Below are 16,260 nucleotides of genomic sequence, written 5' to 3'. Positions count from 1 at the left end.
GCACGGTGGGGCCGGGCGCTCTACTGTGTGCGGGCGGGGGTTGTGTCCGCGGGTGGGCGGCCGACGGGTGCTACGGAGCGTCGGTTCACACTCGTCCCGACAAGTCGGATAACGAGTTAGTCGGGGCTGCTGCGTCATAAAGCCCATACTCGCAGGCTCGCCGAGAGAAAAGAGCCATATCGCTGCGCTGGCTATTGGCCCGGCACCACAATCAGAACAAGTTGGCGCCGGGGACCGGGCAGGACAGGGCTTGCCTGAACCTATACTTCAAGAGCCGCCGCGCGTTCACGCGGCAGCTGCAGCAGTTCAATCAGGGGACAAGGATGACCAGCGAGAAGACACCGACGACCGATGAGTTCCGTCCCGATGTTCTTCGAGTGCTCGCGGATGGACAAGTTCGCCCTTTCCGCGACGTGCACCGCCTGGTCGCCGACCTCCGAGGGCTAGACGCCGAGACGCGGGCCGAAACGATCGCATCGGGACAGCCCCGGTACGTCAACCGCATCGGCTGGGCATGCTCGGGTCTCCGATACGCCGGTCTGCTCGAACGCCCACAGCGGGGCTACTACCGCATCACCGAAGACGGACAGTCCGTCAACCGCCGGAACCTCTCCATCTACAGCGAAGAGGACATGCTCGAATGGCCGAAGTGGGCGAACTACCAGGCGGAGATCGCGGAACGACGTCAAACGACTTCTCCTGAGCCCTCTGGCATGCACTCCGCTGCTGTTCCCTCGTCCGAGACCACCACGGAGGCCAGTATCGAGGAACACATGGCGGCCTCACAGCGGTCGTACAACGCACAGACCGAAACCATCCTGCGCCAACGCCTGCAGGAGTCATCGCCGGAGTTCTTCGAAAAAGCCGTCATCGAACTGCTCTGGGCCATGGGTTACGGCGGTGCCCACGGGGAGAAACAGCACATGGGTCAGTCTGGTGACGGCGGGATCGACGGCATCATCCGCCAGGACGCCCTCGGCCTGTCATCGATCTACATCCAAGCGAAGCGCTACGCCGACACCAACCGGGTCGGCGACGTCGAAATGCGCAACTTCATCGGATCGCTCATGGCACAAGGCGCTAACCAAGGTGTGTTCATCACCACCTCCACGTTCCTCCCCAAGGCGGTGAAAACCGCCGAGCAGGCCCGCCACAGCACCATCATCCTGATCGACGGGCTCAAGCTCACCCGCCTCATGCTGGACTACGAGGTCGCCGTCCAGAAAGCGCACGAATACACCCTGTTCAGGATCGACGAAGACTTCTTCGACTCCGAAGCAGTATGAGCTCAGGGCGCACCCCATGTCGCACCCCCCGAAGAATCTGAGGGAGCTCGTCACCGGACTGCAGTGGACCGAATTCGATACGAGCATCCCCTTCTCGTTGGCATCGCGCTGGCCCGCTGACCTGCCGACCTGCGGCATCTACGTGCTCACCTTCACCAACGGAGACATGTACGTAGGGCAGTCGTTCAATGCCGCCACCCGATACACCCACCATGCACGGCGATGGCCTCAGCAGATCCAATCGATCCGTTTCACTCCGATTGACCGAGCCCACCTCGACGAGGTGGAACGGCTGCTCATCTCCCACTACGAAGCCTCCGGGAATACTCTGCGCAACGTTGCGCTGATGTCCATGCCCTCCATCATCGAATCGATCGGAGAAGACACGCTCTCCATCCCCCTGCCCGGATGGATCAAAGGCACCTACTCCACCTGGGCACCAGACGCACCACTCGGCCCAGGAGCAGCACTTCGCACGGATGCTCTGCTCGCCCGCAACCAGAAGAAGCTCGCTGCACTGGAACGAACGGAATTCGCTGAAACTGTCATCAAGTTGCTCAGCATCTATCTCCGAAACGTTGTCCCCGAGCCTCGCCTGCTCGAAGCGGACCGGTGGCTGATGACCTGCATGGCATGGTCTCGACCCGACTATCGCCGAATCGCGACCATCACAACCGGAAAAGTGGAGGGAATCTTCATCACCGAGTGGCGGAGCTCCCCCGGGCGGCTGGAAACAACACTCAACATCGCCGCCACCGGCGGTGAGCTGCCCCGTCGGCTGCGCCGGGCGCGCACAGCAGAATATGCGTCCTACTCAGCGATCCCGATCACCGTGAACTCAGCGCACCACCTCGAGCGACTGCTGAAGGATCAGAAGATCCTCTCCGCTGCTCGCCGCTTCGCTCTCGGCACCATGGCGCACCAGCGGGCCATGCAGCGAACCGCCCACAATTTTCTTCTCGCCGACAAGGTGTATGACAGAGCATCATCGAACCCGTCGTCACCCCCGCGCCGCCCTTGGCGCCGAACGCCGTAGCGACAGCAGCCCGCCCACGGCGAAGGTGACGAGCACGCCCAGCAGCGGGTACCACTGCCACGCTACCCACACGTCGCCCACAACGTACTTCTCCATCACGAAGAAGAACGCGTTCACTGCGACCGCGACGGCGAACGCGATGTTCGCGCCGGCCGCGCGGGCACGCTTGTTCACGATCCCGAAGATGAACGCGCCCAGCAGGCCTCCGTACGTAATCCCTGCGATGCCGAGCGCGAGGATCACGATGCTGCCCTCGTCCGAGGTGAACACCGTGGCCGGGAGGATGAACGCGACACCCCACGCGATCGTGGCCCACCGGCCCACACGCAGGCCCTGCTCCTCCGTCAGCGGATCCCGCCGGAACCGGGCCACCACATCCGTCACCGTCGAGGACGACAGCGCCGACAGGGACGACGACAGAGTCGACATCGCCGCCGCCAGGATTCCTGCCAGCAGCAGACCCGACAGCCCCGCCGGCAGTCCCTCGATGATGAAGTGCGGGAAGATCTCGTCATCCCGGGTCAGCCCCAGCTCGGCCGGCGACTTCTGCTGGTAGTAGCCCCACAGGGCGAGGCCCACGGCGAGGAACACCGCGAACTGCACCACCACGACCACGCCCGATGCGATCAGCGCCTTCTGTGCCTCCGCCTTCGTGCAGCACGCCAGCAGGCGCTGCACCACCAGCTGGTCCGAGCCGTGAGACGCCATCGCGAACACGGTGCCGCCGATCAGCGACGGGATCAGCGAATCCGCACCGGAGATCGGGCTCCCCTCCAGCACCAGCAGCTGGGTCTTGCCCTCGGCGATCGCGTCAGTCAGCCACGAGCCGCCGATCGCCGACGTCACCACCACCAGTGCGATGATGCCGCCCACCACGTACAGCAGCATCTGCGCCACATCCACCCAGACCACGGCCCGGATGCCGCCGATGAACGTGTACAGGATCGTGACCAGAGCCAGCACCACGATGATCACGAAGTAGCTGGCGTGCACTCCCAGCCCGTCGAGGATCACCTTCAGCGGGATCGCCGCGGCGAGGACGCGGACCCCGTCGGCCAGCAGACGGGTCACCATGAACGTGATCCCCGCGGTGGCCTGCGTGGACTCACCGAACCGTTTGCCGAGGTAGGCGTAGGCGGTGACCATCTCACCGTCGTAGTAGCGCGGCAGCAGCAGGAACGCCACAATGACGCGCCCGAGGATGTAGCCGAGCCCCAGCTGCAGGTAGGAGATGTTCCCGAGGTAGCTCATCACCGGGATGCCGATGACCGTCAGGGCGCTCGTCTCCGTCGCCACCACAGACAGGCACACAGCCCACCACGGCAGGTCACGGCTGCCGAGGAAGTAGTCGCGCACACCCGTCTGCTTGCCGGACAGCTTCAGGCCGAGCCAGGCGGTGGCAAGGAGGTACAGAACGATGACGGCGATGTCGAGCAGCTGCACAGCGGGATCCTCACGGAGACGACACGGGATCCTCCATTGAGACACAGGTCACCCACGCGGGGCAACCGCGAGCGCGGCCGCCGCCCGCTGAACACCCCGCCGTAGAGTTGTGGGGCCCGGCACCCCGAGCAGGAAGGAGCAGCCGTGAGCAGCAGCCCCGCGCGTCCGCACGGCCTGTCGCGCCGCGACCTGCTCGCCCTGGATGCCGCGAAGCTGTACTACGCCGGCGCCACCCAGGAACAGGTGGCCAAGCGCCTGTTCGTCAATCGCGCCACCGTGTCCAAACTGCTCAGTACCGCGCGGCACAAGGGCTTCGTCCGCACGGTCATCACAGACCCCCGCGAAACCGACACAGCCCTGATCCACGCCCTGACCCAGACCTATGGCCTGAGCGATGTTCGGCTCGTGGTCCCCGTCGGCCGCGGCCCCACCGACCTCGCCCTCTCCCTCGGCCGCGGCGCCGCACACCTCCTCACCGGTGAGGTCCGCCCCGGGGACAGCCTCGGCATCTGGTGGTCACCCGAAACCGAAGCAGCGGCCCGCGCCGTCCGGCATCACGGCCTCACCGGCGTCACCACGGTCAGCCTGCAGGGACGCGAGCACTGCTGCCCGCCCGAATCGGTCCTCACCCACGTGCAACGGCAGCTCGGCTACCCGGTCACCTGCCCGCCCGGCCCGCTCATCTACCCCAGCTTTGAGGCGAAGGTCGCCGCCGAGCAGGAGCCGGAGCTTCGGGGCGTGCTCGCTGAGCAGCGGGCCGTGCGGATCGCCGTCCTCGGCGTCGACGGCCCCGGCGAGACCGGAGACGGCGACGGCGCCGCCGGTGGAGAGGGACCCGTCGGCTCACTCCTCGGCCGCGACCTCACCGCCGACGGGTCCATCCACGACCCCATGCGCAGCCAGCTCACCTCCGGCCTCACCCTGCCCGCCCTGCGGCAGATCGAAACTCGGATCCTCGTGGCCGGCGGGCAGAGCCAGGCCGCCATCACCCGGGCGGCGCTGCTCGGCCGCTACGCCACCCACCTCGTGACCGACGTGGAGACCGCGCGCACCCTCCTCGACACCTGACACCGGTGGGCATCACCGACAGCCCGCGCCGAGACCGATCGGCACAAATGTGCCGCCCAGCGGTTGGGAACCGCCGCCCGTGTCTCTACCGTGGTGGCCCTCACCCACGACGGAGTGGCACGAGCACGACGGACCCCCGCCGCAGCCGCACTCCCCAACAGTGAAGGCAGACGACGATGTCCACCACAGCACCCGCCGCCGACCAGGACCGCGGCACCCCCAACACCACGTGGGGGCTGATCAAAGACCGCAGCCTGCAGCTGAAGAACGGCTACCTGGACCGCACCCCGATGTTCCAGTTCATCCTGCTGTCCATCTGCTTCCCCATGTGGGGCATGGCCGCGTCCATGAACGACATCCTCATCACCCAGTTCAAAGCGGTCTTCACCCTCTCGGACTTCGCCTCGGCGTTCGTGCAGTCCGCGTTCTACGGCGGCTACTTCGTCATTGCCATCCCCGCCTCCCGCATCATCCGACGCTTCTCCTACAAGGCAGGTCTGCTCATCGGCCTGAGCGTGTACATCGCCGGCTGCCTGCTGTTCTTCCCCGCCTCCACGGTCGGCACGTACACCGTGTTCCTGGCGTCCCTGTTCGCGATCGCCATCGGCCTGTCCTTCCTGGAGACCTCTGCGAACACCTACTCCTCCCTCATCGGATCGAGGCGCCGCGCCACCCTGCGGCTGAACGTGTCGCAGACCTTCACCGCCGTCGGCTTCCTCGGCGGCGCACTCCTCGGCAAGTTCCTCGTGTTCGACGACGGCGACGCCCTCCACCGCCGCATCGAAGCCGCACCCGACGAGGCCACCAAGCAGCAGATCATCGAGACCGCGCTCGGCCGCACCCTCGACCCGTACCGCCTCATCATCGTGGCGCTGGTGATCCTCGTGGCGCTCATCGCCATCACCCAGTACCCGAAGTGCAAGCCGCAGCATGAGGATGCGGCGAAGGCGCACGCACCCGTCGGCGAAACCCTCACCTACCTGCTGAAGAACCGCATGTTCGTGTTCGGCGTGATCGCCCAGTTCTTCTACGTCGGTGTGCAGACCGCCCTGTGGTCCTTCACCATCCGCCTCGCCCTCAACATGGACACCACACTGAACGAGAAGACCGCCGCGAACTACCTCATCGCCGCATTCATCGCGTTCTTCATCGGCAAGATCATCGCGAACCTCCTCATCTCCCGCATGAACGAGGACCTCGTGGTGATGATCTACAGCGCCCTCGGCGTCCTCGTGGTCATGTACGTGGTGCTGGTCCCGAACTTCACCGCGGTGTACGCCGCCGTTGTCGCCTCCGCGCTGCTCGGCCCCGGCTGGGCCACCATCTACGCCCGCAACCTCGACACGATCACCGACAAGCGCTACACCGAGACCGGCGGCGCCATCATCGTCATGTCGATCATCGGCGGCGCCGTCATCCCCGCCGTCCAGGGGCTGATCTCGGACCTGAGCGGCTCCATGCAGTTCAGCTTCATCATCAACGCGGTCTGCTTCGCCGTGATGCTCACCTACTTCATCGCCCAGTACCGCACCTCCCGCCACGCGAAGGACGCATCCCTCACCGAGGAGGCGTTCTGACATGGCGCTCACCATCCCCCTGCCGCGCCACCTGTTCCGCAGCGACCCGCAGGTGGTCTGCACCTCCGACGGCTTCGAGGTCACCGCCCGCACCTACCCCACCGGCATCCAGTCCCTCACGATCCGCAGCTCCCGCGGCCACGTGGAAGTGCTGCCGTTCATGGGGCAGATCATCTGGGACGCCGAGTTCGACGGCGTCAGCCTCCGCATGGACAACATGTTCGACCAGCCGCGCCCCGCCGCCAGCATCGAGGACACCTACGGCTGCTTCGCGTTCCATGCGGGACTGCTCGCCGCGGGCTGCCCCGCCCCGGAGGACACCCACCCGCTGCACGGCGAGTTCGCCTGCATGGCGCTGGACACCGCCGAACTGGTGGCCGACGGGGACCAGCTGACCGTCCGCTCATACGGCGAGTACGTGAAGGGCTTTGGTCACCACTACCTCGCGGCCCCGTCGGTCACCCTCACCGCGGACGCGAGCACGTTCGACATCGCGATGACGGTGACGAACCTGTCCGCCTACGCCGATATGCCGCTGCAGTACATGTGCCACATGAACTACGCGTTCTCCCCCGGCGCCCGCTTCACGCAGTCCATTCCGGACGATGCATTCCGCCTGCGCGACACGGTGCCCGCGCACGTCACCCCCACGCCCGCGTGGGAGCAGGTCAACGAGGAGCTGCGGGGCGGCCGACGGGACCCGCAGAGCCTGCAGGGCGCGGAGGACTACGACCCGGAGATCGTGTTCTTCGCCGATGACCTCCCCCATTACGGGGAGGACCTCATCTTCCGGATGGACGCACCGAACGGCGGCCAGTTCGTCACCGCCTTCGCCTCCTCCGAGTTCCCCACCGCCACCCGGTGGATCCTCCACAACCCGGACCAGAAGGTGGCCGCGTTCGTACTGCCGGGAACCTCCCGCCCCGAAGGGTTCCTCGCCGCTGACCGGGCCGGCACCCTCATCCGCCTGCGCGCCGGTGAGACCCGCACGTTTCGGGTGCGCACCGGCCTCGAATCCTCCCCCGCCGACTGCCTCAGCAAGGAGTCCTGACATGGCCATCGCCGTCATCGGGTCCAACATGGTGGACCTCATCTCGTACATCTCCCGCATGCCCGCTCAGGGCGAGACCGTGGAGGCGCCCGACTTCGCCCTCGGATGCGGCGGCAAGGGAGCCAACCAGGCGATCGCTGCGTCCCGCCTCGGATCCGACGTGGTCATGGTGACCCGAGTAGGCAACGACGTGTTCGCCGACACGACGGTGCAGAACTTCGCCGACCACGGCATCGACACCACGCACGTTCTGCGCACCGACGCCACCAGCGGCGTGGCACCGATCTTCGTGGACCCCGATTCGAACAACTCGATCATCATCGTCAAGGGTGCGAACGCGCACCTGACCCCAGCGGATGTGGAACGGGCACGGGCGGACATCGCCCGCTGCGACCTGATCGTGCTGCAGCTGGAGATCCCCCTGGAGACCGTGTACGCCGCGATCGCGCTCGGTGAGGAGCTCGGCATCCCCGTGCTGCTGAACCCCGCGCCGGCGTCCCCCGGTCTGGAGCTGGATCGGATCCGGGCGGTGCAGTTCTTCGTCCCGAACGAGACGGAGCTGGAGCTGCTGACGGGCATGCCGGTGGAGGACATGACCGACATCCGCAAGGCGGCGCGGGTGCTGGTGCGGCAGGGCATCACCCATGTCATCGTCACCCTCAGCGCGAAGGGCGCCCTGTGGGTGACCGGGGAGCACGAAGAGCACATCGAGGGCGTGCAGGTCGCGGCGCATGACACCACCGGTGCGGGCGATGCGTTCATCGGCTGCTTCAGCCACACGTGGGTGCAGACCGGGGACATCGAAACCTCGATCCGCACCGCGACCCTGTACGCCGCGGATTCGGTGACGCGCGCCGGAACGCAGACGTCCTACGCGCGGGCCGGCGAGTTCCAGGACCGGTTCGCGAACCAGCTGCGGGAGCTCACTGCCGGGTCCTGACCGGGAGGCGTCACGCGGCCGGGTCTGTGCCGGCGGCGAGTGCGGCGAACTCTGATGCACGCCCGTGTGTCAGTGCGTGAACGATCCCACATCCGGTTGGTCACATCCGTGCCCTGACCAGCACCGGAGTTCACCTGCCCGTCACCTGCGCTTCGTATGCTGGGACCATGAGCAGCTCTGGGCGCACCACAGAACACGGCGGAACGATCGGCAGCAGGGTCCGTGACGCCATCCGCGCCGCCCAGGTGACGCAGAAGGTCACCGCCGCCTCCGTGGACATGACACCGGATGCTCTGTCCCGCTCGGTGAACGACAAGCGCGCCTTCACCTCCTCGGAGCTGGTGCGCATCGCCGACTTCCTCGGCGCGGACCTCCGCTACCTCGTCACCGGTGACAGGTCCGACCGCCGTGAATGGCGCGGCCAGCCGAACCCGCAGAACACGAAGCTGCCCCGGTTCGAGGACGACGAGGTCTTCCTCGACCAGCTGCGCCATGCCTACACCCAGTCCGGCACCATCCACCCCACGCCGCCGCTGCCGCGCACTCCGCACGAACTGCGCGTGGGCCTGGGCCCTCAGTTCCTCGAAGCGCTCGACAACCGCCTCGGTCAGATCGGCGTGGACGTGATCCGCGCCCGCGAACTCATGCGCCCCCACCACCTCGATGTGGAGGGCCGCATCATCATCGCCATCCCCACCAGCGCCGACTGGACCCAGTCCAACGTGGACATCGCCATGCACCTCGCCATGGCCGCCGTGGGCCGCGACAACCCCACCGACCAGGACGTCATCTCCGTGGCGGATGAGCTGCTGATGCCGGAGAACGAACTGCGCTCCATCGATTGGAACAGCATCTCCCGCGCCGCTCTCTGCCGTATCCTCCGCCGTTGGGGCGTGCCCACGCGGGCGCTCGGCGCCCGCCTCGAGCAGCTGCGGATCCGCACCCCGAAGCGGGTGCGCCGCAACCTCGCCATGAGCACCAGTGACCTGTTCCGCCTGCAGTCCGAAGCGGACCGCACCGAAGCCGACCGCGGCAAACGCTCCGCACGCGCGGAGAAGAAGGGCCTCCCGCTGACGGACCTGCTCATCGCCTCCTCCGCCCGCACGTTCCCCCGGTGGCTGATCAACGCCCACCTGCAGCAGGTGCTGCAGGGCATGCTGCCGCCCACCACGCTCGCGTGGATGCTCGACGTGGACGTCGACACCATCGAACTGCCCGTCGCGTCCTGACGGGCGGCCGACGGGTCCCGCTCACCCGTTCAGTTCGGACGCCACCTCAGCGCGCACATGATCGACCACGCGACGGTTCGCCGCCAGCTCCGGCGACAGCAGCTGCAGAAGCACCCGCACCTTCTCCGCCGCTGATTCCGCATCGGTCTCCCAGTCCACATCCGAGGTGAACTGCCCATCCACCCCGGCGAGGGCCCGCTCAATGCGGTCGGACTGGGCATCCGGGTCCGCCGAGCCCGTCAGCCAGCGCTCCACCCACGCGGCGATCGCCGTCAGTGCCCCCTCCGGGAGCCGGCCGGCGCGCAGCTCCAGCAGCGCCACCGGCACGATCCGGTCCTTCAGCTTCTGCAGGGAGTCCACCGCCATGTCCGCGAGCGCCGGGTCGATGCGGCTGTTCTCGAACCTGTCCGCGAGCGCATGCCGGTACGCCTGCGCATCCACACTCGCCGGCAGGTGCCGCTCCGCCTCGTTCCACCACTGCTTAATCGCGCGGTGCACGAAGTCATCGGCCATCGCGTCCGCCGGGGACTCGCAGCCGAGCTGCTGACCGAGGTTCGCCATCAGGATGCCGGCGCCGTCGTGCAGCCATTCGCGCCTGCGCTCGAACGGCTCGAGGTCATCGGTGAACACCGCCCCGGCCTTCTCCCACGCGGGCCGGCCCGCCGGGAAGTCCCCTTCGATGATCCAGGAGAAGAACGGTTCGCACACCGCCGGCACGGCGTCGCGCAGACCCGTCACCGCCTGCACCTCCTGTGCGTCCTCATCGGTGGCCGGCGGGGTGGTGCGATCCACCGAGGTGGAGCAGAAAGACACGTTCTGGCTGATCCAGTCGGCGAGCTCGCCGGAGCGGGCGCGCGCATAGGTGAGGACCGCCTCGCGCGTGACGGGGCCGCTGTTCGTGATCGAATCGCACGGCACCACCGCGATCGGGCCCGCAACGGCGTCCATGCGGGCCTGCAGGCCCAGCACGAGGCGCGCCAGCGGCCCGGCGGGCGCTGCGGATCCGTCGGCCAGCGCCGTCAGGTCCGCCACCACCCGGGCGTCCTCGGTGTCCAGAGCGTCGTCGGCAGTGAGGGGGTAGCCGTCGCGGGTGATCGTCACCGTCACCACCGCCACCTGCGGGTCGGCGAGCAGGCGGGTGAGGGCGTCGATGTCGGCGCCGTCATGCGCGGCGGAGACCGACGAGATGATCTCCGCGTCGTCCCCCTGGTCGCCGCGGATCAGCAGGGTGAACAGGCCGTCCTGGTCGGTGAGGATGTTCGCCTGCTTCGCGGAGCGGCCCGTGAACGCGGCGATGCCCCATTCGCCCTCCGGGTCGGCGTGGTCGGTGGCCCAGGCGACATGGGCGCGGAAGAACGCACCGGCGCCCAAGTGGACGATGCGGATCGGACGGGCCGTGCCGGCTGTGGAGGACACCCCCACGCGGCGAGTGCGGGTCTGAAGGTTCTCGCGGGTCAGGGCGGTCACAGCTGTCTCCTCTCCATCGCGGCGCGGCTCTGCGCCGCAGCGACGAGGCCGTGCCCGGCACCGCCGCAGCCTTCCCGCCGACGGGGCCGGCGGGCATACCGCCACTGTATTCCTCGGCACTGGCCTGCACCAGGGAACGAAGGCCCTGGGCCGCGGCGCTCGGCCCGACACTCATCCTGTGACCCAGTTCGCAACGCCGTTGCGCATCGATATACGATGCTCGTCATTCCCTTCCGCCGGGACTCGGCCGGGCTCCCCCGCCTCGCATCGACGCGCGGCAGCACCCGTCGGCTCCCGCACCCCCACCCGCCGCACACTGCTGCGCGGAGTCGGCGGGCTGGTCGCCGCAGGCACGATCGGCACCGCCGCCTACGGGTCCTTCGCCTCCCTCGTGCCCGGACCGATCGTGCTGGTCACGTGGGGCCTGATGGCGATCGTGCTCGTGGGCGCGATCATCGCGAAGCTGAAGGGCCGCACCGGGCTGAACACCTGAGGTGAAGGGTGGGGTGGGGCGATTGGGCGACAGAGCCAGATCACGGCAACGGGTCACTTCTCCGTGTCGTACTGCTGACGCTGGCATCGCCGCAGAGTTGTTGCCGCCCCTTCTCTTCACGACGACGACGCCGCCAACGCGCCAGACAGAACACTGCAAGCCCCACAATGGCAGCCAACCCGATGGTGACACCGACGGCCCACCACCCCATGGTCTCGTCTTCTCCCCACCGTTCACCAGCGAACGCCTCCACAAAAGCTGGAGCCGCAAGGGCTGTACCGACGACACCGATGATGATGTTCAACAGTTCACTGCGCCCTGCACGGATTTCCGCCTCGGCCTGGCGGTTCTCCTCAGACCGGCGGCGTGCTTCCTCTCTCCTGCGCGCATCTTTCATCTGTTGGGAAGCGTGCTGGGTGGAATACACCTGGTGGCGAAGCTCGAGCTCATCGGTGAAGTCGTCATAGGCGCGATCAACCCCCATCAGGTCTCGCAGCTTGAGGAAGATCTGGGTATCGACTCGGCGTCGGGGAATCGAGTTGAACCACAGCCTGTCTCGGAAGAGAACGAAGTCCGCTTCGATGCGCTCCAGCCGGTCCATCTGCTTCTGCAGACGGTCCGCCTGCGCCCGCTCCCATCGCGACTCATCGTCTTTGCCATGCTCGGCACCACTGGGACCGGGGTCCACCTCAGCGGACACGGTCGAGTCGATCTCGGCGAGGTCTTCCGCAAACCGTTGGAGCGCGCTGTACGCCCGCATATTGAGCACGAGCAGATCCACCATCCGGGTCTGAGCCAGGACAAGGAACACGGTCTCGCCGACGGTTCGGTACGCTTTGTCGATCCCCTTGTGGAGCTTCTTCACAGTGCCCCTCGTGTCGTGGCGAACAAACGCTGTTCCGCCTTCTTCGACCCACACCGTCCAGCTGTGAAAGTCCCCGATCGTTCCGGCTTCGCCTGTGGAGTCGGCGCCGGCGGGGAGAACTTCGGCGAACTCATCAAGTCCGCCCGCCAGCACCCACCCCCATTTCTCGGCGTCGGACCATTCGCATCGTTCGTCATCGAAGTGCAGATCGAACGGTGGCGGCGGGACATCAGAACCCGGAATGGCCAGGCAGCTCCGCTCAGGTGTCGCCAGCTTCGTTCGGCGTGGCACGGCCTCGGCGCTCGTCCCGCCCTCAACGCGGCCTGGGGACTCAGACCTTGTCAATTCGAGATAGCCACCACGGCTCATCTTCAGGGTGCGCAACGACTGGTGGTTGACGGCATGGTCAACGAGGTCGTTCTGGACGAGTGCGAAGAAGTGCTCCAAGGGGTGGAGGGAGTTCGGGTACGACGGGGTCAACGGCTTCATTCCGTCGGGCCTGTTGACGTCGACGTAGGCCCGGGGACGGCGCAAGCCCTGCGAAATCGACTGCAGACTCGCGGACGAGCAGTGCTCCACAACTACGTGGAGCACGAGGACCCGGTGCACGATGCGACGATCCGGAATTGCTTCGGCTTCCCGATATTGGAGAAGTTCCGCAGCGCGCAGCTGGATTCTCCCGCCGTCCTTCAGATCAAACGCATAGCCCGAAACGGCTGGGTCCGGGTAGAGGGTGAAGCAGGAGGACTGGGCTTCTCGTTCAACGGCCGGAGTTTCGTAAGGAATGGTTGGCGGCTGGTGCACAGCCCCACCCATCAGCGCGCCGAAACGGTTTTCCGGACTAGAGGGGAAGGCCTGCATGTACGCACTGAGTGCTCCCTTGGTTCCGGCTGGCGCCATGCTGGTTGCTTCGGCCTCGGAGACTTCATGCTCCAGGTCGTAGAGGTCGACCTTTCCCAAGCCGCGGTAGCGTTCGGAGATCCACCCACTGTCTCCGTATGACAGATCAACGAAGAGGTCTCCCCCTTCCTCGTCGCGTTGGCACCACCCGTCGGGAATCGGCAATGCTACCGAGAACGTTGCAAGTCGCCAGTCTCGGATTTCTTCTCTGACCGCGTCTCGAGTGATCGATGCGTGGTCGTAGTTCAGGATTCGACCGGATCGGGTGTCTTCTGCCTGCTCGATCACTGGGCTCAGCTTTCGCTCGCTTGTCAGGGGGCACTTGGCACATTACGGGCTTCCAGAGTCCAACGCAGGCGAACCGACCAGATCTGGGCAGTTCGGTTCAGACACCGGAGTCGTCGTTACGGTGGAGGCATGCAGCATTTCTCTGACGCCCAGGTCCGTGAGCTCCTCCCCTCCCCCGCCGAATCGATCGATCTGATGCGCGAGGCGCTGATCGCGCTGGCGAACGGTGAGGGCTCCGTTGTGCCGAAGACCCAGGTCACGCACGATGTCGGCGGCGACACCGCCGACGGGTTCGCCAACGCCATGCCGGCGTCCTGGCCCGAGCGCGGCCTGCTCGGCATCAAATGGGTGACGATCACCCCCTCCAACCCGCCCCAGGGACGGCCGATGACCGGCGGCATCATGGTGCTCTCCGACGGCGCCACCGGCGCGAACCGCTGCACCATGGACGCGGGTGAGCTGACCGCACTGCGCACCGCAGCCGTCACCGGCGCCACCCTCGCGCTCGACGACCGCCCCATCACGTTCATCGGCGCCGGTGTGCAGGCACGCTCCCACGCCCGCGTCATCGACGCACTCGCTGCCCGCGACCGCGAACAGGGCCGCACGGCCCGGGGCCCGCTCACACTGTGGGCCCGTCGGACCGAAGCCCTCACCGAATTCGAACAGTGGGCGACCGAGCACGTCCCCGACCTCGAGATCCGCACCACCACCGACCGTGCCGCCGCGGTGCGCGACGCCGGCGTGATCGTCTCCGGCCTCCCGATCGGGCTGCGAGGCTCCGAGCTCGACCCCGCAGAGATCCAGGCTGACGCCACCCTGCTGCCGCTCGACTACGCATCGGTGGCGGGCCGTGCCGTCGCACAGCGGGCGAGCCTCGCCGCCGACGACCCCGAGCAGTTCGAGACGCTGCGCGCAATGAAGCTCGGAACGGACTACCCGCAGGCAACCGCATACACGGGCGAGTGGCTGCAGAAGGGCCGACCGGATGGGCTCGTGGTGGTGCAGAACCTCGGTTCCGCGATGGGAGACCTGCTGATCGCGGATGCCGTCGCCCGCGCCGCCGGCGTCTGAGGAGCAGCGCCGCCAGTGCCTCGATCGAGGCTGATCAGGAGGCGTCGATCCGGGACAGGTGGGTCGGCAGGCTCATGCTCATCACCCAGTGATCGTTCTGCGCACCGGCCGCCGCACGGCCACCGAGCGTGTGGACGCGCTGCCGGATCGCCACCAGACCGTACCCGGAGCTGAGGGACTCATCGACCCGTCGGCTCCGCACAGGCATCGCCGACGTGACGACGATTCTGATGAAGCCGCCGCCGTCGATGAACTCCACGACGATCGGCTCCGAGGTGGCGGCGTACTTGCCGGCATTCGTCAGCGCCTCCTGCAGGAATAGGGAGCAGGCTGTCTCCGCAGAGTCCAAGAGCGGCCCGAAGGCGACCGGACGGCCGTGCACCTCGACTCGGTGACCGAGGGTGCCGAGCCAGGAGGTGTGGGATTCGAGAGCATCCGCCGTGCTGGCGGTGCGCGCAGCCCGCTGCGGCGGGTTGAACCTCACCGGATCATCCAGAGGGTCGCGCAGCGCGGCCAGCATGACTCGCAGTTCCGCGAGCGCCGCACGGGACCGCTCGTTCACCTCTCGCAGCGCCTCGCGCAGCTGCTCCGGATCCTGGGACTTGAGGCGAGAGCCCGATACAAGGGACGCCGCGGTCATCTGATGAGCAACGGTGTCGTGCATGTCGCGAGCGATCGCGCGACGCTCCGCATCCCGAGCATCCTGTACACGCTGCTGGTGGTCGCGCTGAGTCCTCTCCGCTGCCATGACCCGCGCGCGCACCATGGAGATCAGCACGGCGATCAGGGCGGCGGGCGCAAGGACGAGCAGGGACGCGGCGAGGACCGCTGAGCGGACGTCAGCAGGGTTCCCCATCGCGACCGCAGCGACTCCGGCGGCGATGCATCCCATGCCGACAGCGAGGACGCGCCACGGCGCTCGGACCGCGAGGATCACGATGCCGACGCCCAGCAGATACACCACCAGCAGAAGCCGGTTGGTGGTCAGCAGCAGGATCGCAGCGCCGACCAGGAGGGACGCCAGACCAACGGTGCTGCGGCCCCACGCAGCGAGGCAGAAGCCCGCTGCAATGAGGATGAGGCCGAGCACGCCGATGATGTCGGCGCGGCCGATCGGGCCGAGCCCCACAAGGTGGTCGATGACCAGGAACACGGAGAAGATGAGGACCCCAACGCGCATCAGCGCTCCGGCGCGTCTCCCCGTGAACCCTGCCCCCTCGGTCATGCGCTCGACGCTAGCACGCGTCAGCAGTAGCGGCGGTACTTCTCCGGCAGGAGCGTGCAGAAGGCGTCGGTCACGGGTCCCGTGGGCACATGACGGGCGGCCGCGCCGACGGCTGCAGCGGCAGGAATGCTGGTCGACGGAGCTGCCGGCAGGGTGGGGGATGCGACAGCACTGACAGCAAGGGCGAGAGAAGTGATCATATGGGTCATGCGATCACGGTAGTCAGAGCGGACCCGGTGAGGAATGCCCGTTCGGCCAGCGAGGCGGATGGCCGTTCGGCTATATTTGCGGCGGGCCCCGTCGGCCCCCTCCGCCGAT

At 67.1% G+C, this 16,260-nt stretch carries 14 protein-coding genes; 9 read left to right on the top strand and 5 right to left on the bottom strand.

Features of this window, described 5'->3' with window-relative positions; all coding sequences use genetic code 11:
* Positions 1-323: 323 nt before the first annotated feature.
* Entirely contained in the window at positions 324-1,286 is a 963-nt protein-coding gene (locus tag R3I40_RS02075; RefSeq protein WP_239375500.1) for a restriction endonuclease, read from the top strand.
* A gap of 142 nt (positions 1,287-1,428) precedes the next feature.
* Positions 1,429-2,322, top strand: coding sequence for a hypothetical protein (locus tag R3I40_RS02070; RefSeq protein WP_239375502.1), 894 nt, complete (start codon positions 1,429-1,431; stop codon positions 2,320-2,322).
* Here R3I40_RS02070 and R3I40_RS02065 read toward each other — a convergent pair.
* Complete coding sequence (locus R3I40_RS02065; RefSeq protein ID WP_285262442.1) at positions 2,287-3,765, bottom strand: sodium:solute symporter; 1,479 nt, start codon at positions 3,763-3,765, stop codon at positions 2,287-2,289. The genes R3I40_RS02070 and R3I40_RS02065 overlap by 36 nt on opposite strands.
* A 144-nt stretch (positions 3,766-3,909) precedes the next feature.
* Between R3I40_RS02065 and R3I40_RS02060 the strand changes: the two genes are divergently transcribed.
* The 5 genes from R3I40_RS02060 (at position 3,910) to R3I40_RS02040 (ending at position 9,630) form a co-directional block, all read left to right on the top strand.
* Positions 3,910-4,833, top strand: coding sequence for a sugar-binding transcriptional regulator (locus R3I40_RS02060; protein WP_239375505.1), 924 nt, complete (start codon positions 3,910-3,912; stop codon positions 4,831-4,833).
* A gap of 176 nt (positions 4,834-5,009) precedes the next feature.
* Positions 5,010-6,410, top strand: a complete 1,401-nt coding sequence (gene fucP, locus R3I40_RS02055) for an L-fucose:H+ symporter permease (RefSeq protein ID WP_239375507.1) — start codon at positions 5,010-5,012, stop codon at positions 6,408-6,410.
* Between the two features lies 1 nt (position 6,411).
* Entirely contained in the window at positions 6,412-7,461 is a 1,050-nt protein-coding gene (locus tag R3I40_RS02050) for an aldose 1-epimerase family protein (protein WP_239375509.1), read from the top strand.
* 1 nt (position 7,462) lies between these two features.
* Positions 7,463-8,401 carry a ribokinase gene (gene rbsK, locus R3I40_RS02045; protein ID WP_239375511.1) on the top strand — a complete coding sequence of 313 codons (939 nt, stop codon included), beginning with the start codon at positions 7,463-7,465 and terminating at the stop codon, positions 8,399-8,401.
* Positions 8,402-8,568: 167 nt separating this feature from the next.
* A complete protein-coding gene (locus tag R3I40_RS02040; protein WP_285262443.1) occupies positions 8,569-9,630 on the top strand; it encodes a helix-turn-helix domain-containing protein in 1,062 nt (353 codons plus the stop codon).
* Between the two features lie 21 nt (positions 9,631-9,651).
* Here the strand turns inward: R3I40_RS02040 and R3I40_RS02035 are convergent, their stop codons facing one another.
* Complete coding sequence (locus R3I40_RS02035; protein ID WP_239375515.1) at positions 9,652-11,097, bottom strand: mannitol dehydrogenase family protein; 1,446 nt, start codon at positions 11,095-11,097, stop codon at positions 9,652-9,654.
* Positions 11,098-11,275: 178 nt separating this feature from the next.
* On the opposite strand from R3I40_RS02035, the gene R3I40_RS02030 reads away from it, so the two are divergent.
* Entirely contained in the window at positions 11,276-11,590 is a 315-nt protein-coding gene (locus tag R3I40_RS02030; protein ID WP_239375517.1) for a hypothetical protein, read from the top strand.
* Between the two features lie 40 nt (positions 11,591-11,630).
* Here R3I40_RS02030 and R3I40_RS02025 read toward each other — a convergent pair whose 3' ends face one another.
* Positions 11,631-13,643 (bottom strand): hypothetical protein, encoded by a 2,013-nt coding sequence (locus R3I40_RS02025; protein WP_239375519.1) that lies wholly within the window; start codon positions 13,641-13,643, stop codon positions 11,631-11,633.
* Between the two features lie 129 nt (positions 13,644-13,772).
* On the opposite strand from R3I40_RS02025, the gene R3I40_RS02020 reads away from it, so the two are divergent.
* Positions 13,773-14,717 (top strand): ornithine cyclodeaminase, encoded by a 945-nt coding sequence (locus tag R3I40_RS02020; RefSeq protein ID WP_239375521.1) that lies wholly within the window; start codon positions 13,773-13,775, stop codon positions 14,715-14,717.
* A gap of 34 nt (positions 14,718-14,751) precedes the next feature.
* Here R3I40_RS02020 and R3I40_RS02015 read toward each other — a convergent pair whose 3' ends face one another.
* Together R3I40_RS02015 and R3I40_RS02010 are read right to left on the bottom strand one after the other, a co-directional pair.
* Positions 14,752-15,942, bottom strand: a complete 1,191-nt coding sequence (locus R3I40_RS02015) for a sensor histidine kinase (RefSeq protein ID WP_239375523.1) — start codon at positions 15,940-15,942, stop codon at positions 14,752-14,754.
* Positions 15,943-15,962: 20 nt separating this feature from the next.
* A complete protein-coding gene (locus R3I40_RS02010; RefSeq protein WP_239375525.1) occupies positions 15,963-16,151 on the bottom strand; it encodes a hypothetical protein in 189 nt (62 codons plus the stop codon).
* Positions 16,152-16,260 lie beyond the last annotated feature (109 nt).

It is taken from the genome of Helcobacillus massiliensis, from assembly GCF_033106145.1.
In the GTDB taxonomy this organism is placed as follows: Bacteria; Actinomycetota; Actinomycetes; order Actinomycetales; family Dermabacteraceae; genus Helcobacillus; species Helcobacillus massiliensis.
Note: the sequence above shows the minus strand (reverse complement) of the source record. Positions and strands in the feature narration are given on the sequence as shown.

Excerpts from the sequence above, each read along its gene's own strand:
- R3I40_RS02075 (WP_239375500.1), top strand. The coding sequence starts at position 324 with ATGACCAGCGAGAAGACACCGACGACCGATGAGTTCCGTCCCGATGTT.
- fucP (WP_239375507.1), top strand. The coding sequence starts at position 5,010 with ATGTCCACCACAGCACCCGCCGCCGACCAGGACCGCGGCACCCCCAAC.
- R3I40_RS02050 (WP_239375509.1), top strand. The coding sequence starts at position 6,412 with ATGGCGCTCACCATCCCCCTGCCGCGCCACCTGTTCCGCAGCGACCCG.
- rbsK (WP_239375511.1), top strand. The coding sequence starts at position 7,463 with ATGGCCATCGCCGTCATCGGGTCCAACATGGTGGACCTCATCTCGTAC.
- R3I40_RS02040 (WP_285262443.1), top strand. The coding sequence starts at position 8,569 with ATGAGCAGCTCTGGGCGCACCACAGAACACGGCGGAACGATCGGCAGC.
- R3I40_RS02020 (WP_239375521.1), top strand. The coding sequence starts at position 13,773 with ATGCAGCATTTCTCTGACGCCCAGGTCCGTGAGCTCCTCCCCTCCCCC.
- R3I40_RS02015 (WP_239375523.1), bottom strand. The coding sequence starts at position 15,942 with ATGACCGAGGGGGCAGGGTTCACGGGGAGACGCGCCGGAGCGCTGATG.
- R3I40_RS02010 (WP_239375525.1), bottom strand. The coding sequence starts at position 16,151 with ATGACCCATATGATCACTTCTCTCGCCCTTGCTGTCAGTGCTGTCGCA.